Origin of the sequence: Streptomyces sp. NPDC058375, from assembly GCF_042723425.1 — a bacterium.
In the GTDB taxonomy this organism is placed as follows: domain Bacteria; phylum Actinomycetota; class Actinomycetes; order Streptomycetales; family Streptomycetaceae; genus Streptomyces; species Streptomyces durocortorensis.
Window position 1 is genome coordinate 40,530 of the sequence record NZ_JBHXJG010000005.1, and the last position, 22,235, is coordinate 62,764.

Annotated in this window: 23 protein-coding genes; 6 read left to right on the forward strand and 17 right to left on the reverse strand. The window is 72.4% G+C overall.

Translation table 11 applies throughout. From position 1 onward, the window contains the following. Positions 1–43: 43 nt before the first annotated feature. Positions 44–484 (reverse strand): DUF6278 family protein, encoded by a 441-nt coding sequence (locus ACFWM7_RS02155; protein WP_205082024.1) that lies wholly within the window; start codon positions 482–484, stop codon positions 44–46. Positions 485–593: 109 nt separating this feature from the next. Between ACFWM7_RS02155 and ACFWM7_RS02160 the strand changes: the two genes are divergently transcribed. Beyond that, entirely contained in the window at positions 594–1,373 is a 780-nt protein-coding gene (locus ACFWM7_RS02160) for an SDR family NAD(P)-dependent oxidoreductase (RefSeq protein ID WP_383253992.1), read from the forward strand. Positions 1,374–1,409: 36 nt separating this feature from the next. On the opposite strand, the gene ACFWM7_RS02165 is transcribed toward ACFWM7_RS02160, so the two are convergent. The 10 genes from ACFWM7_RS02165 to ACFWM7_RS02210 all read right to left on the reverse strand — a co-directional run bounded on the left by ACFWM7_RS02165 (position 1,410) and on the right by ACFWM7_RS02210 (position 11,731). Next, on the reverse strand, positions 1,410–2,156 hold the full coding sequence (locus tag ACFWM7_RS02165) for a Clp protease N-terminal domain-containing protein (protein WP_383253996.1): 747 nt from the start codon (positions 2,154–2,156) through the stop codon (positions 1,410–1,412). A gap of 86 nt (positions 2,157–2,242) precedes the next feature. Beyond that, a complete protein-coding gene (locus tag ACFWM7_RS02170; RefSeq protein ID WP_383253998.1) occupies positions 2,243–3,022 on the reverse strand; it encodes an exodeoxyribonuclease III in 780 nt (259 codons plus the stop codon). Between the two features lie 42 nt (positions 3,023–3,064). Next, positions 3,065–3,718 carry an MBL fold metallo-hydrolase gene (locus ACFWM7_RS02175; protein ID WP_383254001.1) on the reverse strand — a complete coding sequence of 218 codons (654 nt, stop codon included), beginning with the start codon at positions 3,716–3,718 and terminating at the stop codon, positions 3,065–3,067. Positions 3,719–3,730: 12 nt separating this feature from the next. Then, the gene (locus ACFWM7_RS02180) at positions 3,731–4,954 is read right to left on the reverse strand and encodes an alpha/beta fold hydrolase (protein WP_383254062.1); all 1,224 of its coding nucleotides are present in this window, start codon (positions 4,952–4,954) and stop codon (positions 3,731–3,733) included. A 561-nt stretch (positions 4,955–5,515) separates the two neighbouring features. Beyond that, entirely contained in the window at positions 5,516–6,112 is a 597-nt protein-coding gene (locus ACFWM7_RS02185; RefSeq protein ID WP_383254004.1) for a hypothetical protein, read from the reverse strand. 112 nt (positions 6,113–6,224) lie between these two features. Then, positions 6,225–7,391 (reverse strand): ROK family glucokinase, encoded by a 1,167-nt coding sequence (locus tag ACFWM7_RS02190; RefSeq protein WP_383254009.1) that lies wholly within the window; start codon positions 7,389–7,391, stop codon positions 6,225–6,227. A 133-nt stretch (positions 7,392–7,524) separates the two neighbouring features. After that, positions 7,525–8,370, reverse strand: coding sequence for an ATP-binding cassette domain-containing protein (locus tag ACFWM7_RS02195; protein WP_383254013.1), 846 nt, complete (start codon positions 8,368–8,370; stop codon positions 7,525–7,527). Beyond that, positions 8,367–9,413, reverse strand: a complete 1,047-nt coding sequence (locus tag ACFWM7_RS02200; protein ID WP_383254015.1) for an ABC transporter permease — start codon at positions 9,411–9,413, stop codon at positions 8,367–8,369. Before ACFWM7_RS02200 ends, ACFWM7_RS02195 begins: the two co-directional genes overlap by 4 nt. Further along, the gene (locus ACFWM7_RS02205; RefSeq protein WP_383254064.1) at positions 9,410–10,384 is read right to left on the reverse strand and encodes a sugar ABC transporter substrate-binding protein; all 975 of its coding nucleotides are present in this window, start codon (positions 10,382–10,384) and stop codon (positions 9,410–9,412) included. The genes ACFWM7_RS02200 and ACFWM7_RS02205 overlap by 4 nt, the downstream gene beginning before the upstream one ends. A gap of 588 nt (positions 10,385–10,972) precedes the next feature. Further along, the gene (locus ACFWM7_RS02210) at positions 10,973–11,731 is read right to left on the reverse strand and encodes a GntR family transcriptional regulator (RefSeq protein ID WP_383254017.1); all 759 of its coding nucleotides are present in this window, start codon (positions 11,729–11,731) and stop codon (positions 10,973–10,975) included. Between the two features lie 98 nt (positions 11,732–11,829). Here ACFWM7_RS02210 and ACFWM7_RS02215 point away from each other — a divergent pair, with 98 nt between their 5' ends. Further along, positions 11,830–12,849 carry a Gfo/Idh/MocA family oxidoreductase gene (locus ACFWM7_RS02215; RefSeq protein ID WP_383254019.1) on the forward strand — a complete coding sequence of 340 codons (1,020 nt, stop codon included), beginning with the start codon at positions 11,830–11,832 and terminating at the stop codon, positions 12,847–12,849. 18 nt (positions 12,850–12,867) lie between these two features. Here ACFWM7_RS02215 and ACFWM7_RS02220 read toward each other — a convergent pair whose 3' ends face one another. From ACFWM7_RS02220 to ACFWM7_RS02230, 3 genes are all read right to left on the reverse strand, one after another. Continuing rightward, positions 12,868–14,064, reverse strand: coding sequence for a cytochrome P450 (locus tag ACFWM7_RS02220; RefSeq protein ID WP_383254022.1), 1,197 nt, complete (start codon positions 14,062–14,064; stop codon positions 12,868–12,870). Positions 14,065–14,155: 91 nt separating this feature from the next. Next, positions 14,156–14,905, reverse strand: coding sequence for a response regulator (locus tag ACFWM7_RS02225; RefSeq protein ID WP_383254024.1), 750 nt, complete (start codon positions 14,903–14,905; stop codon positions 14,156–14,158). Between the two features lie 157 nt (positions 14,906–15,062). Next, positions 15,063–16,283, reverse strand: a complete 1,221-nt coding sequence (locus ACFWM7_RS02230) for a sensor histidine kinase (protein WP_383254026.1) — start codon at positions 16,281–16,283, stop codon at positions 15,063–15,065. A gap of 145 nt (positions 16,284–16,428) precedes the next feature. On the opposite strand from ACFWM7_RS02230, the gene ACFWM7_RS02235 reads away from it, so the two are divergent. Then, the gene (locus ACFWM7_RS02235; protein WP_383254028.1) at positions 16,429–16,632 is read left to right on the forward strand and encodes a hypothetical protein; all 204 of its coding nucleotides are present in this window, start codon (positions 16,429–16,431) and stop codon (positions 16,630–16,632) included. Positions 16,633–16,658: 26 nt separating this feature from the next. Here ACFWM7_RS02235 and ACFWM7_RS02240 read toward each other — a convergent pair whose 3' ends face one another. After that, positions 16,659–17,600 carry a DMT family transporter gene (locus tag ACFWM7_RS02240; protein WP_383254030.1) on the reverse strand — a complete coding sequence of 314 codons (942 nt, stop codon included), beginning with the start codon at positions 17,598–17,600 and terminating at the stop codon, positions 16,659–16,661. 253 nt (positions 17,601–17,853) lie between these two features. On the opposite strand from ACFWM7_RS02240, the gene ACFWM7_RS02245 reads away from it, so the two are divergent. The 3 genes from ACFWM7_RS02245 to ACFWM7_RS02255 all read left to right on the forward strand — a co-directional run bounded on the left by ACFWM7_RS02245 (position 17,854) and on the right by ACFWM7_RS02255 (position 20,415). After that, positions 17,854–18,504, forward strand: coding sequence for a TetR/AcrR family transcriptional regulator (locus ACFWM7_RS02245; RefSeq protein WP_383254032.1), 651 nt, complete (start codon positions 17,854–17,856; stop codon positions 18,502–18,504). A 112-nt stretch (positions 18,505–18,616) separates the two neighbouring features. Next, positions 18,617–19,390, forward strand: coding sequence for an SDR family NAD(P)-dependent oxidoreductase (locus ACFWM7_RS02250; RefSeq protein ID WP_383254034.1), 774 nt, complete (start codon positions 18,617–18,619; stop codon positions 19,388–19,390). 194 nt (positions 19,391–19,584) lie between these two features. Beyond that, complete coding sequence (locus ACFWM7_RS02255; protein WP_383254036.1) at positions 19,585–20,415, forward strand: aldo/keto reductase; 831 nt, start codon at positions 19,585–19,587, stop codon at positions 20,413–20,415. Between the two features lie 116 nt (positions 20,416–20,531). On the opposite strand, the gene ACFWM7_RS02260 is transcribed toward ACFWM7_RS02255, so the two are convergent. Continuing rightward, entirely contained in the window at positions 20,532–20,861 is a 330-nt protein-coding gene (locus tag ACFWM7_RS02260) for a putative quinol monooxygenase (protein WP_383254038.1), read from the reverse strand. A 177-nt stretch (positions 20,862–21,038) separates the two neighbouring features. Further along, positions 21,039–22,160 carry an allantoicase gene (gene alc / locus ACFWM7_RS02265; RefSeq protein WP_383254040.1) on the reverse strand — a complete coding sequence of 374 codons (1,122 nt, stop codon included), beginning with the start codon at positions 22,158–22,160 and terminating at the stop codon, positions 21,039–21,041. Positions 22,161–22,235: the final 75 nt, after the last annotated feature.

Sequence of the window (22,235 nt, forward strand, 5' to 3'; positions counted from 1 at the left end):
ATCTAGATTAGGTGAGGAAGGCAGGGCCCGGCGGCCCTTCGGCTCAGTTCTCGGCGGACTCGGCGTACACCTGGGAGAGCTCCGGGCTGCCCGCCATCGCCCAGTCGAGACCGGCCGCGACGACGTCGATCTCCCGCCCGGACTCCAGCCGCACCACGGGCTGGCCGCTCGGCCAGACGTCCCACGCGGCGCCCGGCACCGTCCGTACGATCACCGTGCCGAGGTAGAGGCCGGCGTCGTTGCCGAGCCAGGGCAGCTCCTCGGGGTCGTCGCGCCAGCGGGGCGGCAATTGGTCGAGCGCGGTCAACGAGGCGGGGGTGTCGTCCAGTTCGAGTCCGTGCTGCCCCGCCCGGACGCGCAGCAGTTCGCATTCGGCGAGCAGCTCGGCCACACCGTCGGGGTCTGCCTCGACGGCGGCGGCGAGCGCGCCCGCATGCGTACCACCCTGGCGCTTACGCCAGTTGTCCAAGAAAGGGATGTTCATACCACTAGGATCCCATCCCGGCCAGGTTCCGCACCACAGGGCGCGCGGCGTTCACCGATCCCCCACCCCGCCCCGACCGGGGGCCCGAGCGGATATCTAAGGTGCGTACATGAGTGCACAGACATACGTCTCGGAACTGTTCTCGCTGGAGGGCCGGGTGGCGGTGGTCACCGGCGGCAGCTCCGGCATCGGCCGGGCGATCACCGGCGCCCTGGCCCGGGCCGGCGCACGCGTCGTCGTGGTGGCCCGCCGGGAGACGGAGCTGCGGGCGACCGTGGGCGAGCTGACCGCCGAGGGCTGCCGGGCCGCCTGGGTGAGCGCGGACCTGAGTACGCCCGAGGGGGTGCGCACCGGGGCGGACGGGGCCGCGGCGGCGTTCGGGGAGCCGGACATCCTGGTGAACTGCGCCGGGATCAATCTGCGTCCGCCGATGACCGAGCTGGGCGAGGACGTCTGGGACACCACGATGGCGGTGAACCTGAAGGCGCCGTTCCTGCTGGGGCAGCGGTTCGGGCCGGGCATGGCCGAGCGGGGGTACGGGCGGATCATCCACGTCACGTCGCAGCAGGCGCACCGGGCGTTCGTGAACAGCGGCGCTTACGGGGTGTCCAAGGGCGGCCTGGAGTCGCTGACCCGCTCGCAGGCCGAGGCGTGGTCGCCGCACGGCGTGACGGTGAACAGCCTGGTGCCCGGGTTCGTGCTGACGCCACTGAACGAGCACCTGGCCTCGGACCCGGAGAAGGTGGAGTCACTGGCCGCGCGGACCCTGATCGGCCGCAACGGTCTCGCGGAGGACTTCGCGGGGGCCGCGGTGTTCCTGGCGGGGCGCTCCTCGGCGTACGTCACCGGGCAGTCGGTGTTCGTGGACGGCGGGTTCTCGGCGCACTGAGACCGCCGTCCACGAGCACAGGGGTTGCCGCGTGGCTCAGGGCTTCTGCTGCCGGAGGGCCCCGGCCGCCTCGCCCACGGCCCGCTCCACCGCGGCGGACACGTCCTCCTTGCCCAGGCCGAGGCCGGTCAGCACGCCGGAGCCGTCCTCGAACTCCAGCAGGGCCAGCAGGATGTGCTCGGTGCCCACGTAGTTGTGGCCGAGGCGCAGGGCCTCACGGAAGGTCAGCTCCAGGACCTTCTTGGCGTCCATGTCGTACGGGATCATCTCGGGCACCGCGTCCACGGCGGCGGGCAGCGCCGCGGTCGCCGCCGCCCGCAGCACGTCCGGCGCCATGCCCTGCCCGACGAGGACGCGGGCGGCGACGGCCTCGGGCTCGGCGAGCAGGCCGAGGATCAGGTGGGCGGGGAGGATCTCGGCGTGCCGGGCGGCCTGGGCCTCGTTGTGGGAGGCGACCACCACGTTGCGGGCGCGGGTGGTGAAGCGGTTGAAGCCCTCGTTGGGGTCCAGGTCCGAGGAGCCCTCGCCCTTCTTGGGCACGAAGCGCTTCTGGGCGGCCTGGCGGGTGACCCCCATGCTCCGGCCGATGTCGGTCCAGGAGGCGCCGGAGCGCCGGGCCTGGTCCACGAAGTGGCCGATGAGGTGGTCGGCCACGTCGCCGAGGTGGTCGGCGGCGAGCACCGCGCCGGAGAGCTGCTCCAGGGCGTCGTCGTTGGTCTTCTTGATGGCCTCGATCAGATCGTCGAGGCGTACGGAAGGGGTGACGGGAAGAGGCTGCGTCATGTGACAACCGTAGGTTGACACCCAGGAAGTGTCAACCTTGAGTTGTCACCTGGTCCGCGGCCTCTCCCGCCCCCGCTCGGTCCGGCTCAGAGGTCCAGGTCGACGACCACCGGGGCGTGGTCGGACGCACCCTTGCCCTTGCGCTCCTCACGGTCGACGTAACTGTCCTTGACGGCGGCGGTGAAGGGGGCGTTGCCGAAGGTCAGGTCGATCCGCATGCCCTTGTTCTTGGGGAACCGCAGCTCGCGGTAGTCCCAGAAGGTGTAGGCGCGGTCGTACTTGAGGGGGCGGGGCAGGACCTCGCTCAGGCCTTCCGCCTCCAGGGCCGCGAGGGCGGCGCGCTCGGCGGGCGTCACATGCGTGGCCCCCTCGAACAGCGCCGGATCCCAGACGTCCTCGTCGGTCGGGGCCACGTTGAAGTCGCCCAGGACCGCGAAGGGCAGCGCCCCCGCCGCGTCCCCCGCGACGGCCTTCCGCAGGGCCTCCAGCCAGCGCAGCTTGTACGCGTAGTGCTCGTGCTCGACCTCGCGGCCGTTGGGCACGTACACCGACCACAGGCGCAGCGGGCCGCAGGTCGCCGAGATCGCGCGGGGCTCCTCCACCCCCTCGTACTCCGGGCCGCCCGGCAGGCCGGTGACGACGTCGGCGAGGCCGACGCGGGAGAGCAGCGCGACCCCGTTCCACCGGCCGGTGGCGTTGACGGCGGATGCGTAACCCGCCTCGCGCAGGGCTTCGGCGGGGAACTGCTCCGCCGTGCACTTGGTCTCCTGGATGCACAGCACATCGGTGCCGCTGCTCTCCAGCCAGGCCAGAAGCCTCGGCAGCCGGGCGGTGATCGAATTGACGTTATAGGTGGCGATGCGCATGGCAGCCAACCTAGCGGCTCCCACTGACAGCGGCCGCCGGGCTCACAGCTCGGTGGTGCCGCCCGGGGCCAGCCGGCCGTGGTCCGCGCCGCCCAGGGCCCTGATCTGGTTGTCGTAGATCGGCCGCGCCAGATCGGTCAGCAGGGCGTCGTGGACGTCGATGGCGCGGCGCGGCTTCACCTCGCGTACGTAGTCGATGACCTCGGAGATCTTGCTCCAGGGGGCCATGACCGGCAGCAGCAGGGTGTCCACGGGACGCTCGGGAACGGTGAGCGCGTCGCCGGGGTGGAAGACCGAACCGTCGACGAGGAAGCCGACGTTGGTGATCCTCGGGATGTCCGGGTGGATCACCGCGTGCAGCTCGCCGTGCACGGTGATGTCGAATCCGGCGGCGGAGAACGCGTCCCCGTCGCCCACGGTGTGCACCCGGCCCGGGAAGGCCGCCGAGAGCTGGTCGGCGACGCTGCGCAGCGTCCAGATTTCGGCCGCCGGGTTCGTCTCCAGGCCCGCGCGCAGCCGCGCCTCGTTGAAGTGGTCCGGGTGCTCGTGCGTCACCAGCATGACGTCCGCGCCGAGCGCCGCGTCGTCCTCGGAGAAGCCCCCGGGGTCGATGACGAGGACCTGCCCCGCCTTCTCGATCCGGACGCAGGAGTGGGTCTTCTTGGTGAGGGTGAGTGCCCCGGGCGATGCGTTCATGGCTCCATCCTGCTACGCGGGCGGCGTGGTTTCCTCCTGGATCACCTTCTGCGCGACGGCGAAGGCGGCTCCGGCGGCCGGGATGCCGCAGTAGACGGCGGTCTGGAGCAGAACTTCCTTGATCTCGGCGGGCGTCAGGCCGTTGCGCAGGGCGGCCCGGATGTGCGCGGCCAGACCCTCCAGGTGGCCGGAGGTGACGAGCGCGGTGAGCGTGATGACGCTGCGGGTGCGCCGGTCGAGGGCGTCGCGGCTCCAGACCTCGCCCCAGGCGTACCGGGTGACCAGCTCCTGGAAGTCCTCGGTGAAGGCGTCGGCAGCGGCGTTCACGGCGTCGACGTGGGCGTCCCCCAGCACCTCGCGGCGCACCTTCGTGCCCTCCTCGTACCGGTCGTCCGGCGTCGGTGCGGGGGCCTCGGGCGCGGCGGCCGGGGAGATCTCGGCGACCGGGACGAACGGCACGCTGGGACCGACGGGCGCGCTGATGTGGGGCAGCACGGGGATCGCGGCCGAGGTGTCCTGCTGCCAGGCGGTGGAGAAGTGCATCAGCAGCAGGTCGCTGACGGCGGCGGGCTGCTCGACGGGCGCGAGGTGGGAGGCCCCGGGGACGAGCGCCAGACGGGCGTCCGGTATCCCGGCGACCAGCGTGCGGGCCTCGGCGGGCCCGGTGACCTGGTCCTCCGCCCCGACCAGCACCAGGGTGGGGACGCCGATCCGGCCCAGGGCGCCGCGGATGTCGAACGCGGCGAGCGCCTCGCAGGCGGCGATGTAGCAGCCGGGGTCGGTCGTGCGGACCATCTGCACGGCCCACTCCACGATGGCGGGCTGCGCGGCGGCGAAGCCGGGGGTGAACCAGCGCTCCGGCGCGGTGCGGGCCATCGGCTCCAGGCCGTTGGTGCGGACGATCACCCCGCGCTGACGGAACTCGTCGGCCGTGCCGAACCGGGGCGAGGACGCGACGAGCGCCAGCGAGGCGACCCGGTGCGGGTGGCGCAGGGCCAGGTCCGCGCCGACCGCGCCGCCGATGGAGCAGCCCGCGTAGCCGAAGCGCCGGACGCCGAGCCCGTCCAGGGTCGCGAGCAGCCGGTCGCCCAGCTCCGCGACGGAGGTGGCACCGTGGGCGGGCGCACCGCCGTGGCCGGGGAGGTCGTAGCGGAAGACCCGCCAGTGCTGGGACAGCTCGGGTATCTGGCGATCCCACATGTGCCACGTCGTCCCGAGCGAGGGACCGATGACCAGGACCGGGGCATCCTCAGGCCCGTCGAAGCGGTACTGGAGCGTCCGCGGGGCGCCGGTCGGCCCCTGTGGGGCGGACGGGGCGGACGGGGACGGTGCCGAGAGGGCCGCGGCAGGAGCACCCTGCGGGGCGGGAGCTGTCTGCTGTACGGGAGGGGCCTGCGGTACGGAAGTGGCCTGCGGGGCGAAAGGACCCTGCGGCGCCAGCGGCACGGAAGTGGCCTGCGGGGCGAAAGGACCCTGCGGCGCCGGCGATACGGAAGTGGCCTGCGGGGCGAAAGGACCCTGCGGCGCCGGCGGGGCGAGCGGGATCCGGTCCGGCTGTGCGGTCACCGGAGCCTGCGGGAACCCGGGGGCCCCGCTGTCACCGGGCGCCGGACAGGACTCCGGAGCGGCCGACAGAGGCACGGCGTCCGGTCCCTGGTGCGGGGCCGGAACCGCCTGGTGAGGCGCTCCGGGGTGCGGGGCGGGCCCACCGGGGTGGGGGGCCTGCACGGGCTGCGGGGTCGTCTCGCTCACTTCGCTCACTCGCTCCAGGTTACTGAGCGCCCCTCCGGCCCCCGGTCAGGGGGTCGCCGCCGATACGACATACACGACAGGACTGGCCGGATCGGTCATGTTGACCGTGATGTTCTGGGTGGGGCGCGGCTTCTTGTTGCTGTGCGTCGTGCCGGCCCAGTGCTCGCCCGGGCCGAAGGTCCAGCCGGTGATCTTGATGTCCCGCGGGCTGATGGAGATCTTGTCCGGCTCCAGTGCCGCACGTCCGGTGCCCACGCCGGTCAGGAAGCGGTCGAGACCGGCGGAGGTCGTCCGGAACTTCGCGTACATCCGGCTGGCTTTCCAGTTGTTCGTCTCGTAATACTGCACACCCTGCCCGTTGCCGGGAATCGGGATCTCGAAGATCCGGCGCTGCATCTTGGAGGGCCAGCCCTCGCGCAGCCCCTGGGCGGCCGCCTCGGTCTCCTTGTCCATGCCCGAGCGGCGGCTCTGGCCGGCCGAGATCAGCAGGTAGCCGGCCGGGATGCCGATCAGCAGCACGATGATCGTGGCGGTGATGAAGCGCCGTTTGAACACATGCCGGGGGTCCTCGGGTGGCTTGCCCTCGCCGTCGCCCGGAGACTCCGACTGGTGCGGCACCACGGGGTGCTCGGCTGCGATCATGATCAGGTGGTCCCTAAGGTGCTGCGGCGACGGCGTGCTGAAAGAGGCCAGACGGAAGAGGCGTACGGAACAGGCGTACTGAAAGGTGGACGCCGCAAAGGGCGCCCGCGGTTCAGTCGGCGGTACGGGTGGACCGTGTGTTGCGGATGGTGCTCGCCGCCTGGTCGTAGATCTGGGCGTACCGCTCGTACCGCTCGACGCGCCGCCGGTTGGCCCGGCGGAATCGGCGGGCGACCAGCCGGGCCAGGTCCGCGGCGCCGACCATACCCGCCTCGGGGCCGAGCTGCGCCTTCGCGATCCTCGCCTCGGGGCGGTAGCCGCGGCCGGTGAGGTGGCGCTTGAAGGCGTCCCGGGCGGGGGTGATCAGGAGGTCGTCGGCGGCGCTGACACCGCCTCCGATGACGAAGCAGGAGGGGTCGAGCGCGGCGGCCAGGTTGGCGATGCCGATGCCGAGCCACTGGCCGATGTCCTGGAGGAGTTCGATGCACATCGCATCGCCCTCGCGGGCCAGTTCGGTGATGAGGGGCCCGGTGATGTCGGGGATGTTGCCCTTCACCCGGTCCAGCAGGTAGTGCGCGACCGGGGAGTCGGCGGCGGCCAGTTCCTTGGCCTCGCGGACGAGGGCGTTGCCGGAGCTGTACTGCTCCCAGCAGCCCCGGTTGCCGCAGGGGCAGCGGTGGCCCGAGGGCACGACCTGCATGTGGCCGAACTCACCGGCCACGCCGTACTTGCCGCGCTTGACCTGCCCGTCCTCCAGGATCGCGCCGCCGATGCCCGTGCCGAGGGTGATCATGACGAGGTGGTCCTCGCCGCGGCCCGCTCCGAAGCGCCATTCCGCCCAGGCGGCGGTGTTGGCGTCGTTGTCGACCATGACGGGGACGACGAGGCGGGAGGCGATGGCATCGCGCAGGGGTTCGTCGCGCCAGGCGAGGTGCGGGGCGAACAGGACCTTGGAGCGGTCGGCGTCCACCCAGCCCGCCGCGCCGATGCCCACCGCATGGACGTCGTGGCGGTCGGAGAGGTCCAGGACCAGTTCGACGATGGTGTCCTCGACGACCTTGGGGCTCTTGGACTTGTCGGGCGTCTCGGTGCGCAGCTGTTCCAGGATGTTGCCGTCGGCGTCGACGACGCCCGCCATCACCTTGGTGCCGCCGATGTCGATCCCGACCGTGGGCACCCGGGGCGCGGACAGGTGCGAGCGGCGTTCCTTGGTGCCGACGGTCTTGAGGACGGTGGCGCGGGCGGAGCCGCGGTGTGCGAAGTCGCGGTACGTGCTCATCGTCCCTGCGGGGTCTGGGGGGCCGGGCCGCTGTCGCGGCCGGCGGCGGACGGCGCCCGCCGCGCTCGATTCTGCCACTGCCCGGCCCCCGTAGGGCCATGGGCGGGGTCGGCCGCGCCGGGGCGGTCGCCGCTCAGGGAGCCTCGCCCTTCGTGCCGTGGCTGCCCGGGAGGGTGGGCGTCGGGGTGCGCTCCAGCTCGTGGCTGAGCTCCTCCAGCTCGCTGCCGCCCGCCATCTGCCGGGTCAGCTCATCGAGCGTGACGTCGTCCTTGGTGTGGCTGCCGGACATCACGCCGCGCTTGAGGAGGACGAACCGGTCGCCGACGAGGTGGGCGTGGTGCGGGTTGTGCGTGATGAGGACCACGCCGAGCCCGGCGTCGCGGGCGGCCGCCACGTACTTGAGCACCACGCCGGACTGCTTCACGCCGAGCGCGGCGGTCGGCTCGTCCAGGACGAGGACCTTGGCGCCGAAGTAGACGGCGCGGGCGATGGCCACACACTGGCGCTCACCGCCGGACAGGGTGCCGATGGGCTGGTCGACGTCGCGCAGGTCGATGCCCATGCGGAGCAGTTCGGTACGGGTCGTCTCGCGCATCTTGCGGACGTCGAGGCGTTTGAAGGGGCCGACGCCGGTCGTGGGCTCGGAGCCGAGGAAGAAGTTCCGCCAGACCGGCATCAGCGGGACGACGGCTAGGTCCTGGTAGACGGTGGCGATGCCCCGGTCCAGGGCGTCGCGCGGGTTGGCGAGGGTGGTCTCCTCGCCGTCGATCAGGAAGCGTCCGGCGTCGTGCCGGTGCAGCCCCGCGATGATCTTGATGAGGGTGGACTTGCCTGCGCCGTTGTCACCGAGGACGCAGGTGATCTCGCCCGCGTGGACTTCCAGCGAGACGTGCTCCAGGGCCTTGATGTTCCCGTAGAACTTGGACACGTCGTCCAGCTCGACGAGGGGACCGACAGGCTTGTCGGAAGTGTCCGTCATGACGTCGCCTCCGCGCGCTTGCGCACCCACGCGTTGAGCAGGGTGGCCAGGAGCAGCATCGCTCCCAGGAAGAATTTGAACCAGTCCGGGTTCCACTCGGCGTACACGATGCCCTTGCTGGTCATGCCGAAGATGAAGGCGCCGACCGCCGAGCCGATCGCGGAGCCGTAGCCGCCGGTGATCAGGCAACCGCCGATGACGGCGGCGATGATGTACGTCAGCTCGTTGCCGACGCCCTCGCCGGACTGGACGACGTCGTAGCTGAACAGCAGGTGCTGGCCGGAGATCCAGGCGGCGAAGGCGACGCCGAGGTAGAGCCCGATCTTGGTACGGATCACGGGGACGCCGACCGCGCGGGCGGCGTCGGCCTCGCCGCCGACGGCGAAGATCCAGTTGCCGAAGCGGGTACGGAGCAGGATCCAGGTGGCGATGGCGACCAGGGCGATCCACCAGAGGATGGTCACCTTGAACTCGACGCTGCCGAGGGTCAGCGTGGAGGCGAACAGGGCGTGGGCCGAGTCGAAGCCCTCCATGTCGCCGATGGCCTTGGTGGAGACCGTGCCGCTGATGAGCTTGGTGAAGCCGAGGTTCAGGCCGGTCAGCATCAGGAACGTGCCGAGCGTGATGATGAAGCTGGGCAGTTTGGTGCGCGTCAGCATGAAGCCGTTGAACGCGCCGATGGCGAGCGTGACCAGCAGCGAGACGAGAACGCCGACCCAGACGTTGGCGGTCATCTGGTAGCTGAACATCGAGGAGATCAGCGCGGAGCTGGTCACCATGACGCCGGCGGAGAGGTCGAACTCGCCGCCGATCATCAGCAGGGCCACCGGGGCGGCCATGATGCCGAGGACCGAGGCCGCGTACAGCACGGTGCCGAAGCTGGAGGCCTGGAGGAAGCTGTCGGCGACGATCGCGAAGAACAGGAAGACGGCTGCCGCGCCGACGACCGAGCCCAGCTCGGGGCGGCCGAGCAACTTGCGCAGCGGTGAGGTGCGCACGAGGCGCTCGTCCAGCTGGTCGGGCGCGGCGGTGGAGCCGCTCATCGGGTGCCCCGCTTGGTGTAGTCGGCGAGCGCGTCGGCGTCGTCCTTGGTGATGACCTGCGGGCCGGTGAGGACGGGGAGGCCGCCACCGAGGACGTTGCGGTTGTAGCGGTAGAGCCAGAGCAGGTCGACGGCCTGGTAGCCCTGGAGGTAGGGCTGCTGGTCGACGGCGAAGCCGAGCTTGTCGTCCTGGAGGCCGGTGGCGACCTTGGCGTTCAGGTCGAAGGTGTCGATCTCGGCGTCGCTGCCCGCGGTCTGCTTGGCCTGGACGGCCGCGTCGGCGAAGGGGGCGCCGAGGGTGACGACCGCGTCGATGCTCTTGTCGGACTGGAGCTTGGCCTCGATGGACGCGGTGACGTCGGGCATGTTGGTGCCGTCGACGTACAGGTTCTGCATCGTGCCGTCGAAGGTCTTCTTCGCGCCGGCGCAGCGCTGCTCGTGGCCCACGTTGCCCTGCTCGTGCAGGACGCACAGGACCTTCTTGCGGTCCCGGCCGTTCAGCTCGTCGCCGACTGCCTCACCGGCGATGGTCTCGTCCTGGCCGATGTGGGTGAGCGCCCCGAACTCCTTCGACTCGGCGGAGCCGGAGTTCACGGTGACGACCGGGATGCCCGCCTTGACGGCCTTGGCGACCACGGCCTTCATCGCGTCCGGCTTGGCCAGCGAGACGATCAGCCCGTCGACCTTCTTGTCGATCGCGGTCTGGACGAGCTGGGCCTGCTGGTTGGCCTCGTCGTTGTGCGAGTAGAGGAAGTTGATGTTGTCCTTGACGGCGGCCTGCTCGGCGCCCTTCTGGACGATGTCCCAGAAGGTGTCGCCGTCGCCCGAGTGGGTGACCATGGCGAAGGTCCAGCGCGGAGTGTTCACCGCGGCCCGCCCCTCGGCGGCCGCGGCCGCGCGTTCTTCCGCCCGCTTGCCGCCGGTGCTGCTGCATCCCGCGGCCGCCAGCACCACTGCCAGCACGGCGCCCAGCGCGCGTACCCCTGTCCGAACCCTTGCCACGACGCCGTGCCCTTCTGCTGCTGCTCGCTGTGCGGTTGCCCGGGCCGGGGTGTGTACGGCCCCGGGCCGGTTGCCAAGTATCCCCGAGCCCTGCCCGGGCCCGCCCGCGGCCCCGCCCGTCCGGCGTTCACGGACGGAACCCTTGTGCGGGTCGGCCGACGGACACGGAGCCTGGGGCACGGGGGGCGTCGAGCGCAACCCGTGTGCCCGGACCTTTTCACCCAGCCCTTCAAGCCCGTCCGGCGGGTCTGGGCGGGCCCGCGCCTTTGAAGCCCGTCCGGCGGGGTCTGGGCGGGCCCGCGCCTTGAAGCCCGTCCGGCGGGGGGCTGGGCGAGCGCCTTGTAGCCCGTCCGGCGATTGAGGACGGAACCCCGGGGCTGGTGGGCCCAAACTTCTCAAGGCCCCGAGGCACAGGAACCCACCGGGCGCATCCGACACCGTCGCAAGGGTTCCGTCCTCAAACGCCGGACGGGCTGGAGTGGGCGTCCAGGAACGGGCCGGAGGAGGCGCCGGACGGGCTGGAGTGGGGCGTCCAGGAACGGGCCGGCACGGGTGTGGCTACGGGCGGACCAGGAGCTGGAACTCGAACGCGTATCGCGCCGCCCGGTAGACATGGGAGCCGAACTCGACCACCCGCCCCGTGTCGTCGTACGTCGTGCGCTCCATCGTCAGCAACGGCGCCCCCCGCTCCTCGTCCAGGGCCCCGGCCTCCCCCGTCGTCGCAGCGCGCGCGCCCACCAACTGGCGGGCGCTGTGCAGTGTGACGCCGGACGCCCGCATCAGTCGGTAGAGGCCCGTCGCCTCCAGCTCCTCGGTGCGCAGGGGCAGCAGCCCCGGCGGCAGGTGGTTGCGCAGGAGGGCCATCGGCTCGCCGTGCGCGCTGCGCAGTCGCTCCACGAGGTGGACCTCGCTGCCCTCGGCGACGCCGAGCGCCGCGGCGACCTCGGCGGTGGCCGGCTCCGTGGTGTTGCGCAGGACCGTGGTGGCGGGGCGCTGCCCGGCCGCCTCCAGGTCGTCGTAGAGCGAGCTGAGCTCCAGCGGGCGGCGGACCTGGCTGTGGACGACCTGGGTGCCGACCCCTCTCCGGCGCACCATCAGCCCCTTGTCGACGAGCGACTGGATGGCCTGGCGGACGGTCGGCCGCGACAGGCCGAGACGGGCGGCGAGGTCGATCTCGTTCCCGAGCAGGGCGCCGGGAGCCAGCCGCCCCTGCTCCAGGGCGGTCTCCAACTGCTGCGCCAGCTGGAAGTAGAGCGGCACCGGGCTGGTGCGGTCCACGCTCAGCGGCAGCGGCCGGTCGGTTCCATGTGCGGTCACGGGGCGAGCGTAGTTCGCTTGTCCGGACATAGCCATGGCGTGGCGTTTGTCAGGACAAACGCTTGACATGGTGACCGGGCGAACGCCACCTTGGGCCCATGCGCATCGGACTGATCGGAACGGGACGGATCGGCACATTCCATGCGGAGGTGCTGAGTCGTCACCCCGCCGTGGACGCTCTGCTGCTGGCGGACGCGGACCCGGAGCGGGCCGCCGCGGCCGCCCTGCGGACCGGAGGGACAGCGGTCACGGTGGACGATCTGTTCACCGGGGCGGGCGAGGCCCACGGGCTGCCCGACGCCGTCGTGATCTGTTCGGCGACCGCCGCCCACGCCGGGCTCATCGCGCGGGCCGCCCGGACCGGGCTGCCGGTCTTCTGCGAGAAGCCGATCGCCCTGGACCTGCCCGGCACGCTCGCCGCGCTGGCCGAGGTCGAGGCGGCGGGGAGCCTGCTCCAGCTCGGCTTCATGCGGCGCTTCGACGCCGGGTACGGCGAGGCCAGGGCCGCCGTGCGGGAGGGGAGGCTCGGCCGGCTGCACACCGTGCGGGCGGTCACCTCCGACCCCACACCGCCGCCCGCCGCCTACCTCCCGCTCTCCGGCGGGCTGTACCGCGACTGCCTGGTCCACGACTTCGACATCCTGCGCTGGGTGACCGGCCGCGAGGTGAGCGAGGTGTACGCCACCGGCTCGGACGCCGGGCCCGCGATGTTCCGGGAGGCCGGGGACGTGGACACGGCCGCCGCGCTGCTCACCCTCGACGACGGGACGCTCGCCACCGCCACCGCGACCCGGTGCAACGGCGCCGGGTACGACGTACGGATGGAGCTGGCCGGCGAGCTGGACCAGATCGCCGTCGGACTGGACGACCGTACGCCGCTGGCCTCGGCCGAGCCGGGCGGCCCCGGCGCCCCGGCGAAGCCCTGGCCGGGGTTCCTGGAACGGTTCGCCCCGGCGTACGAGGCGGAGCTGGCCGCGTTCCTGCGCGTGGTCCGCGGCGAGCTGGCCAACCCGTGCGACGGGCGGGAGGCCCTGCACGCCCTGCGGATCGCCGAGGCGTGCGAGGTCTCCCGCCGGGAGCGCCGACCGGTGGCGATGACCGAGATCCCCGGCGGCTGAGCCTCCGCGACCCGGGCGCTACCAGGCGACCGGAAGGCTCAGCGGCCCCCGCATCAGCATCCCCGCGCGCCAGTCGAGCGTCGCCGGGTCGGCGGTCAGCCGGAGGTCCGGGCAGCGCTCCAGCAACGACCGGATCGCGATCCTGGCCTCGATACGGGCCAGCGGCGCGCCCAGGCAGTAGTGGATGCCGTGCCCGAAGGCGATGTGCCCCCGGGCGTCGCGCGTGATGTCGAAACGGGATCCGTCCGGATAGCGGGCGGGATCCCGGTTGGCGTCCGACATGGCGACGAGGACCAGCTCACCGCCGCCCGGGATCACCGTGCCGCCGACGTCGATCGGTTCGGTCGTGAAGCGGTACGTGGGCGTCTCCACCGGCCCCTCGAAGCGCAGGATCTCCTCGACGGCGTTGTCGATCAGCGAGAAGTCCGCGCGCAGGGCGGCCAGTTGCTCGGGGTGCGCGAGGAGGTTGTGCACGCCGTTGGTGATGAGGTTGACGGTGGTCTCGTGCCCGGCGACCAGCAACAGCCAGGCCATGCCGACCAGTTCCTCGCCCGACAGCCGGTCGCCGCCCTCGTCGGCGGTGTGGATCAGCGCGCTCAGCAGGTCGTCGCCGGGTTTCTCGCGCTTGTCGGCCAGCAGCCCCACGATGTACGCGGTCATCGCCTGGGTGGAGGAGGCGCGCACGGACGGGTCGATGGAGGAGACCGCCTGGCCCGACCACGTACGGAAGTCCTCGCGGTCCAGGAACGGGACGCCGAGCAGCTCGCAGATCACCGCCATGGGCAGCGGGAAGGACAGCGCCTCGACGAGGTCCGCCGTACGGTCCGGGGCCGCGAGCATCGAGTCGAGCAGCTCGTCGGTCATCTCCTGTATGCGAGGAGCCAGTTGCTCCATGCGGCGCGGAGTGAACTCGCGTGCGACCAGCTTGCGCAGCCGGGTGTGGTCGGGGGCGTCGGATCCGAGCATCGAGGAGCCCGCGGACACCTTGCTGACCCCGAGGGTGGGCGAGGCACGGCTCCAGTGTTTGGAGAGCCGCTGGTCGGCGAGGAGGGCGCGGCCCGCCTCGTACCCGACGACGAGCCAGGCGTCCGCGCCCTCGGGGATCCGCACCCGGTGGACCGGGCCCTTCGCGCGGAGGGCGGCGTAGGCGGGGTAGGGGTCGCGGGTGAACCGCTCGCCGAGCGCGGCGAGATCGACCAGGGGCTGGGCAGTCAACGCGGTTGCCTCCGGGAAGAGTTGCGGCGGACGGGGCCGGGTTCACCGAACGTACCCTCACAGCGCGCCGGGCAGCCCTCGCATGCTCCGCTCAGCGTAGGCCGCCGCCGTCCTCCTGGTCCGTGTCGAGAAGTCCCGCGTCATGGACCAACAGGGCGATCTGTACGCGGTTGTTCAGTTCGAGTTTGGCGAGAATCCGTGAGACGTGAGTCTTGACGGTGGCGACGCTGAGGTAGAGGGAGCCCGCGATCTCCGCGTTGGATCCGCCGCGTCCGACGGCGACGGCGACCTCCCTCTCCCGTTCGGCGAGTTGGTCGAAACGCCTGCGTGCACGCTCGGCGCGGCCGCCCCGGTCGTCGTGCCCGCCACCCGCGGCGCGGGCCATCAACTGGCGGGTGACGGCAGGCGAGAGCACCGGATCCCCGGCGGCGACCCGGCGGACCGAGTCGACGATCCGGGCGGGCGGGGTGTCTTTCAGGACGAATCCCGCCGCTCCGGCCCGGATGGCCCGCAGGACCTGTTCGTCGGCGTGGAAGGTGGTGAGGACGACGACTTCGGGGGCGTCGGGCCGGCGCCGCAGCCGCTCGGTCGCGGTGAGTCCGTCCATCACCGGCATCCGGATGTCCATCAGGACGACGTCGGGGCGCAGCCGTTCGACCAGCTCCTCGGCCTCCTGGCCGTCCGCGCCCTCCCCGACGATGTCGATGCCCTCGTCGCCGCCGAGCATCAGCGTCAGCCCTGCCCGGACCAGCGGGTCGTCGTCGACGATCAGCAGCCGGACGGGCGGTCCGGGCGGCGGCGCGGAGGAGGCCGGGGGTGTCGGGGACGCCGGGGTGTTCATGACGGCCACCGTAGCCAGCCGGTGCGCGGCGCCGGTACGGCGGGCGTCACTCGTCCCCGTACGGACCGCTTCACCCGCTCCCGTACGGACCGTGTCACCCGCCCCCGCACGACGCCCACCCGTACAGCGGGCGTCACCCGCTCCCCCACGGCCCCCGTCACGCGGCGGGCCACGGCAGTCGGGCCCGGACCGAGAAGCCGCCGTCCTTCGTCGGGCCGTGTTCCAGCTCTCCCCCGGCGAGGGTCGCGCGTTCGGTGAGGCCGATGAGTCCCTGGCCCGAGCCCGGAACCCGTTCGAAGGGTTCGGTGGGGGCGGGGTTCTCCACCCCCACGGTGAGGCCCTCGCCGGGGCCGCCCGTCACGGTGAGGGAGACCTCGGTGCCGGGCGCGTGCTTACGGGCGTTGGTCAAGGCCTCCTGAGCGATCCGGTAGACCGTGCGGCCGGTGGCGGCGGGGGCGTCCCCGGCGGCGGTGACCCGGTTGTCGACGGCGACCTTCATGCCCGCGAGCCGGGACTCCGCGACGAGGGCGTCCAGGGTGGCGAGGGTGGGCTGGGGCCGGTGGGTCTCGTCGGTGTCGCCGGGTCCGCGCAGGACGCCGATGATCTCGCGGAGGTCCTGGAGGGCCTCGTGGGCGCTGTCCCGGATGACGCCTGCGGCCCGGCCGACCTCGGCGGCGGGGGCGTCGGGCCGGAATTCGAGGGCCCCCGCATGCACGCTGAGCAGGGTCAGCCGGTGGGCCAGGACGTCGTGCATCTCGCGGGCGATGGCCTCCCGGGCGAGGCGCTGGGCCTGTTCGGCGCGCAGCTCCGCCTCGGCCTCGGCGCGGCGGGCCCGTTCGCGGAGGCTGACGACGAGCTGGCGCCGGGAACGTACGGCCATGCCCCAGCTGATCACCAGAAGGATCAGCAGCACGCCGAAGACGATCGAGGCGAGGAAGGAGGTCGCCGGGTCGGGGCGCAGGAGCGGTTGCAGCGGCACCAGGGCCAGCGCGAGCGCCCCGACGATCGCGACCGGCTTGAACGGGCGGTGGACGGCCAGGCTGAAGAGGACGACCAGCAGGGCCCCGGCGGCCACGGGCTCGACGACCGACAGGACGGTCAGGGCGACGGCGAGTCCGACGGGCCAGCGCCGCCGGAGCCAGAGGGCGCAGCAGGCCAGCGCGCCGACGATCGAGTCCACGAAGACGACGATGTCGGCCGTGGTGTCGTCGGCCTCGATCGTGCCGAGGGCCAGCATGCCGATGCCCGCGGCGATGAGGAAGGCCGCGATGTCGACGGCCCAGTCCCGCACGGTCCGCCGCGTCCGGATCCGGTCGTCCGGCAGCTCGGGGTCGGCCATCGCCGAGGGGAGCAGCCAGCGGTACTCGGTGCGCGTCATATCGACAAAGTTACGCAGCCCGGCGGCCGGGAGAGGCTCCGAGCGGCGCGGGAGCTACCAAAGTCGCACGACGCACTACTTTCGGCCCGGCGGACGGGACCGGTGGCCGACGCGGCGGGTCCGGGCCGGACGGAAGGCTCGGCCCATGAAGAAAATCGTCGAGACGATCGGGTTCCTCGTCTTCATCCAGGGCGTGGGCGGACTGCTGTACGAGTGGACGGGCTGGTTCCGGTTCTGGACGCTGGTGCGGCACATCGACTTCCTCAGCGACCGCCTGCTGTTCGTCAACATCGTGCTGATCGTGACGGGGGCAGCCGTGATGATCGCCGCGGACGCGATCAAGACCTGACGGGGCCGGGAGAGGCCGGGAGAGGCTCAGGCCGCCTGGGCGCGCTCCCGGTCCGCACCGCGCCGGCCCCACGCGGTGCCCGCCAGGACGAGGACCGCGCCGACCGCTCCGAGCAGCCCGAGCCGCTCCCCGCCGAGGCTGATGCCGACGGCGGCGGCCCACAGCGGTTCCGTACCGAGCAGCAGGCTGACCCGGGACGGCGAGGTGCGGCGTACGGACCACATCTGGACGAAGAACGCGAACAGCGTGCAGAACACCGAGAGGAAGACCAGCCCCGCCCACTCCCGGGCGCCGAAGTCCGCGGCCGTGCTCCACGGCGAGGCGCCGGTCCCGGGGACGGCGGCGAGCACGGCGAAGACGGCGACCGCGCTGCCGAGCTGGACGGTGGTCAGGGAGAGCGAGTCGGCGTCCCGTACCGCCTTGATCCGGGCCATGGCCAGGACGTGGACCGTACGGGCGAGGGCGGCGAGGAGCATCAGGAGGTCGCCGCCCGAGGGGCTGGTGAACCCGCCGCCCTGGGTCAGCAGGACGACCCCGGCGACGGAGAGCCCGGCCGCCGCGACGAATCCGGCCGACGGGCGGACGCGGGTCACGGCGGCCTCGGCCAGCGGTGTGAAGATCATGGTGAGGCTGATGATCAGCCCGGCGTTGGTGGCCGAGGTGTGCACCACCCCGTACGTCTCCAGCAGGAAGATCCCGCTCAGCACCAGGCCCAGCACTCCGGCGCCGCGCCACTGCGCTCCGGTCAGCGCCCGCAGCCTGCGCCATCCCGTCGCCACGAGCACCGGCAGCACGATCGCAAAGCGCAGGACGAGTACGGCGATGACGGTGTGGGTGGTGGTGATGCCCTTGGCCGCGAGGTAGCTCGCGCCCCAGACGACGGCGACGGCGAGCACGGGCAGGTCGGTGACCCAGGCGCGGCGCGGGGGCGAGACGGCACCGGGGACGGGCACGGCGGCAGCGGACACGAGGGGTTCTCCTGGATCTCCACGGAAGGTGTTGTGGAGACCGCACCGGCTCGCACGCGAAGTGATCACGCTACCCGCCGAGGCCCGGGGAAGCCCAGGGAAAGGAACACCTGTCTCAACGGTCGGACTGTGCGCGGGCATCTCCCGTGGTCAGAGGCGGTCGGGCCGTCCGGCCGGGCGACGGAGGGTCCGCCGCCCGCGCCGCCGCTCCCTAGACTGACGCCTCGATAACTCTGAGGCACGGAGTGGTCACATGGCGTCGGTAAGAGTGGACGGGCGGGTCGAGCGGGGGAACCAGACCCGCCAGTTGATTCTGGGGCGGGCGGTGCAGATCGCCTCGGTCGAAGGTCTTGAGGGCCTCTCGCTGGGGCGGCTCGCCACCGAGCTGGGGCTGAGCAAGAGCGGGGTGTTCGCCCTCTTCGGCTCGAAGGAGGGGCTCCAACTGGCCACCGTGCGGGGCGCGGTGGCCGTCTATGTCGACCATGTGCTGCGCCCCACCCGGTCGGTGCCGCCGGGGCTCGGGCGGGTCTGGCGGCTGTGCGAGGCGTGGATCGCGTACTCCCGCGAGCGGGTGTTCCGGGGCGGCTGCTTCTTCTACGCCGCCACCGCCGAGTTCGACGCCCGCAGTGGCCGGGTGCACGACGCCCTGGCGTCCGCGCAGACGGGCTGGGTCACCTTCGTGGAGGAGACGATCGAGGAGGCCAGGGCCGCCGGGGAACTGGCCCGGGACACCGACGTGTGCCAGCTGGCCTTCGAGGTGATCGCCCTGCTGGAGCTGGCCAACGCCGAGTCGGTGCTCCAGAACAACAACCTCGGCTACGACAAGGCGGCCCGCGCCATCCTGAACCGGCTGCGGGCGGCGGCGACGGACCCGGGGCTGCTGCCTGCACTGCCTTTCCGGTGAGCGGCCCGGGCGGTTGTGGGCGTCCGATACCCGCCGGTGCGCGGGCCCCGGCGCGCGTTTGCTGGGAGGTGCCGTCGGAGCGACGGCGATCCCGATCAGCGAGGAACCCGCCATGTCCAGCACCCTGTCCCCGTCCACCTCCGTCCCCACCGGTCCCGCGGGCCGGGCCGCCCTGGTCACCGGGGGCGGCCGGGGCATCGGCGCGGCGACCGCGCTGCGGCTCGCCCAGGACGGCGCGGACGTCGCCGTCACCTATGTACGGGACGAGGCGGCGGCCCGTGCGGTCGTCGCGAAGATCGAGGGCTTCGGCCGCCGGGGCGTCGCCCTGCGCTGCGACGCGGGGGACGCCGATGCGGCCGCCGGCGCCGTGCACCGGGCGGCGGACGAGCTCGGCCGGCTCGACATCCTGGTCAACAACGCGGGCATCGGCGTCCTCGGTCCGATCGCCACGCTCGCCGGTCCTGACGTGGACCGGACGCTGGCGGTGAACGTGCGGGCGGTCTTCCTCGCCTGCCGGGCGGCGGCGGAGCGGCTGGCGGACGGTGGGCGCATCGTCTCGGTGGGCTCCGCCCTGAGCCGGTACGTGGGCGGGCCCGGCTCCGCCCTCTACGGGCTCAGCAAGTCCGTTCTGGTCGGGCTGACCAAGCCGCTCGCCCGGGAGCTGGGGCCGCGCGGCATCACGGTGAACCTGATCCAGCCCGGCCCCGTCGACACGGATCTCAACCCGGCGGACGGGCCGTTCGCCGAGGGCCAGCGCGCGGCGACCGCGCTCGGCCGCTTCGGGACGACGGAGGAGATCGCCTCGCTCGTCGCGTACCTGGCGAGCGCGGAGGCAGGGTTCATCACCGGAACGGAGATCGTCGTCGACGGCGGCCACGCGGCCTGAGCGACACCGCCGGTGCCCGGGATGCTCCGGCGGTACCCGGGAAACCCCGCCGCTGCCCGGGAAACTCCGGCGGTCCGCCGTCCCCCGGGCGCACGCCCGGCGCGAGCGACACGGCCCCGGGCGCGCGCCCCGGGCCTGCCTCACCCCTACGCTGGCCGGGACGGGGGCAGCGGCGGGAAGGACGGAACCAGCACATGTCCGGCACACCGGTTCACACGCTCAACGACGGCACACGGCTCCCCGTGGTGGGGCTCGGCACCTACCCGCTGGACGACGCGGCGGCCGAGGAGGCCGTCGCCGGGGCCCTCGAGCTGGGCTACCGGCTGGTCGACACGGCCCTCAACTACGGCAACGAGACCGGCACCGGCCGGGGCATCGCCCGCAGCGGCGTCCCCCGCGAGGAGGTCGTCGTCACCACGAAGGTGCCCGGCCGGCACCACGGGTACGAGGAGACGCTCGCCTCCTTCGAGGAGTCACGGGCCCGGCTGGGCGTCGAGTACGTCGACCTCTACCTGATCCACTGGCCGCTCCCCCGCGTCGACAAGTACGTGGACACCTGGAAGGCGATGATCAGGCTCCGCGAGGACGGTCTGGTCCGCTCCATCGGCGTCTCCAACTTCACGGCCGCGCACCTGGAGCGGCTGGAGCGGGAGACGGGCGTACTGCCCTCGGTGAACCAGATCGAGATGCATCCGCTGCTCCCGCAGGAGGAACTGCGGGCGGTGCACGCGGCGAAGGGCATCGTCACGGAGAGCTGGAGCCCGCTGGCCCGGGGCCGCGAGGTGCTGGAGGACCCCTCGACCGTGGCGATCGCCCAGGACCACGGGGTGACCCCCGGGCAGGTGGTGCTGCGCTGGCACACCCAGCTGGGCGCGGTGCCGATCCCGAAGTCGGCGGACCCGGGCCGGCAGCGCGAGAACGTCGATCTGTTCGGGTTCGAGCTGACGGCACAGGAGTTGACGACGATCGCGTCCGGGCGGCAGCGGCGTTTCGGCGGCGACCCGGAGTCCCACGAGGAGTTCTAGGGCGTGCCCGAGCACTTCCAGGGTGTGCCCGAGGAGTTCACGGGTGAGCCCGAGGGGTTCCAGGGCCTGTCGCGGCACGCTTCTCCGGACGACAGGCCCCTGGCGGGGCTCCCGGGTCAGCGGTTGCGCGGGGTGACCTCCGCCATCCGCGACCAGCCGGCGCCCTCCACCTCGACGTTGATGATCTCGGGGACCTCGGCGACCATCTCCGACATCGTCTCGATCGCCGCTTTGAAGTGGTCGGAGTTCACGTGCGCCTCCCCCGCCGCCCCGTCGGCGAAGGCCTCCAGCAGGACGAACTCGTCGGAGTTCTCCACGCTGTAGGACCAGTCGAAGAAGACGTTGCCGGGCTCGCTGCGGGTGGCGACGGTGAAATCCTCCAGGCGGGGCAGCCAGTTGTCGCGCTCGTCGACGAGGGCGGTGAACTTGACGGCGATGAAGATCATGGGGGCTCCTGGTCAGGGCGTCGGAACGTCGGAAACACCGAAGGTGCGGTTCGCCTGCTCCTCGGGCCCGCTCCCCACACCCCGACCAGGGTGACACACCCTCACGTAACGGGACCGGCCGGGCACACCGCGATCCCCCTGCGACCGCGGTGCCGCCCGTACCGGGCCTCTCCCGGATCAGCCGCCGAGCTCCCGGTGACGGGCCGCCAGGGCGGCGGCGCCCTCGTCGGTGAGCGATCCGTACAGCCGGAGCCGGGAGATGCCGCCGTCCGGGAAGATGTCGACCCGTACGTGAGTGGCCCGGACGGTGCCGTCCAGGACGAAGCGGTGGTTGGTGTCGGGCTGGAGGCGGGTCCGGGGCAGGACCTCCGTCCAGTCGCCGCCCTCGCCGTCCCGTACGGAAAGGCTCGCCCAGCCCGCGGAGTTGCCCTTGAGGTAGGCGGTGTCGATCTCGACGGCCCGGATCCCGGACCGGGCGGCGAGGCGGTAACTGATCCAGTCGTTGCCCTTGTCGCGCCGGCGGCGGGTCTCCCAGCCGTCGTCCATCTTGCGGGAGCGGCCGGGCTGGATGGTGTTGGTGGCCGGGGAGTAGAAGCGGTCGGAGGCGTCCTCGACCTGGCCGCCGTTCTCCAGGGCGGCGAGGTCGAACGTACCGAGCGCGCCGAGCCAGGCGGGGTCGGGGGCGACCTCTCCGTACACGCGCAGCCGGGCGATCCCGCCGTCCGGGTGCTGGTTGACCCGCAGGTGCGTGAAGCGCTGCTCGGCGTCGACGGCGAAGCCGTTGGCCGCGTGGCCGCCGACCGCCGTACGGGGGACGAGAGTCGTCCACTTCACGTCGGGGGCGAGGAGGTCCTCGGGGGACGGGGAGCCGGGCAGCGAGACGGCCTCGACGGAGACCGCCTGCGGGTAGTTGCCGCGGAAGTGGGCGGTGTCCAGGACGATGCCCCGGATGACACCGGGTGCGCCTAGGCGGACGAGGGCCCAGTCGTGGTCGTCGGCGGTGGGGTGCGGCTCGGCGGCGCTGACGCCGCGTCGGCGGCGGGTCTCCCAGCCGTCCATGATCTTGCCCTTGTGCCCGAAGTGCTCCGGGTCGAAGACGGCGGGCTCGGGTTTGAGCAGGTTCTCGCGCTCGGCGAAGAACTCGTCGTTGGCCGCGATGACCCCGGCGCCGAGGCGGCGGTCGGCCAGGTCGACGAGGTGGGTGAAGGGGAAGTCGGCGGTGCGGTGGTCGGCGTACGGGTCGCCGCCGCCGTAGGGGCTGGCATCACCGGTGAAGCGGGGTATCGCGGCGTCCGTCATGGTCGGGGTTCCTTTCGGGAACGGTCAGGAGTCTCGATCGAGGAGTGGACCGGCGGGCGCGGTCAGTGGTCCCGT

What these genes read in the sequence shown, in the direction of transcription:
- ACFWM7_RS02250 (WP_383254034.1), top strand. Translation starts at nt 18,617, where the DNA reads ATGTCCAGCACCCTGTCCCCGTCCACCTCCGTCCCCACCGGTCCCGCG.
- ACFWM7_RS02215 (WP_383254019.1), top strand. Translation starts at nt 11,830, where the DNA reads ATGCGCATCGGACTGATCGGAACGGGACGGATCGGCACATTCCATGCG.
- ACFWM7_RS02195 (WP_383254013.1), bottom strand. Translation starts at nt 8,370, where the DNA reads ATGACGGACACTTCCGACAAGCCTGTCGGTCCCCTCGTCGAGCTGGAC.
- ACFWM7_RS02175 (WP_383254001.1), bottom strand. Translation starts at nt 3,718, where the DNA reads ATGAACGCATCGCCCGGGGCACTCACCCTCACCAAGAAGACCCACTCC.
- ACFWM7_RS02225 (WP_383254024.1), bottom strand. Translation starts at nt 14,905, where the DNA reads ATGAACACCCCGGCGTCCCCGACACCCCCGGCCTCCTCCGCGCCGCCG.
- ACFWM7_RS02230 (WP_383254026.1), bottom strand. Translation starts at nt 16,283, where the DNA reads ATGACGCGCACCGAGTACCGCTGGCTGCTCCCCTCGGCGATGGCCGAC.
- ACFWM7_RS02190 (WP_383254009.1), bottom strand. Translation starts at nt 7,391, where the DNA reads ATGAGCACGTACCGCGACTTCGCACACCGCGGCTCCGCCCGCGCCACC.
- ACFWM7_RS02165 (WP_383253996.1), bottom strand. Translation starts at nt 2,156, where the DNA reads ATGACGCAGCCTCTTCCCGTCACCCCTTCCGTACGCCTCGACGATCTG.
- ACFWM7_RS02155 (WP_205082024.1), bottom strand. Translation starts at nt 484, where the DNA reads ATGAACATCCCTTTCTTGGACAACTGGCGTAAGCGCCAGGGTGGTACG.
- ACFWM7_RS02200 (WP_383254015.1), bottom strand. Translation starts at nt 9,413, where the DNA reads ATGAGCGGCTCCACCGCCGCGCCCGACCAGCTGGACGAGCGCCTCGTG.
- ACFWM7_RS02235 (WP_383254028.1), top strand. Translation starts at nt 16,429, where the DNA reads ATGAAGAAAATCGTCGAGACGATCGGGTTCCTCGTCTTCATCCAGGGC.
- ACFWM7_RS02185 (WP_383254004.1), bottom strand. Translation starts at nt 6,112, where the DNA reads ATGATCGCAGCCGAGCACCCCGTGGTGCCGCACCAGTCGGAGTCTCCG.
- ACFWM7_RS02160 (WP_383253992.1), top strand. Translation starts at nt 594, where the DNA reads ATGAGTGCACAGACATACGTCTCGGAACTGTTCTCGCTGGAGGGCCGG.
- ACFWM7_RS02255 (WP_383254036.1), top strand. Translation starts at nt 19,585, where the DNA reads ATGTCCGGCACACCGGTTCACACGCTCAACGACGGCACACGGCTCCCC.
- alc (WP_383254040.1), bottom strand. Translation starts at nt 22,160, where the DNA reads ATGACGGACGCCGCGATACCCCGCTTCACCGGTGATGCCAGCCCCTAC.
- ACFWM7_RS02170 (WP_383253998.1), bottom strand. Translation starts at nt 3,022, where the DNA reads ATGCGCATCGCCACCTATAACGTCAATTCGATCACCGCCCGGCTGCCG.
- ACFWM7_RS02260 (WP_383254038.1), bottom strand. Translation starts at nt 20,861, where the DNA reads ATGATCTTCATCGCCGTCAAGTTCACCGCCCTCGTCGACGAGCGCGAC.
- ACFWM7_RS02245 (WP_383254032.1), top strand. Translation starts at nt 17,854, where the DNA reads ATGGCGTCGGTAAGAGTGGACGGGCGGGTCGAGCGGGGGAACCAGACC.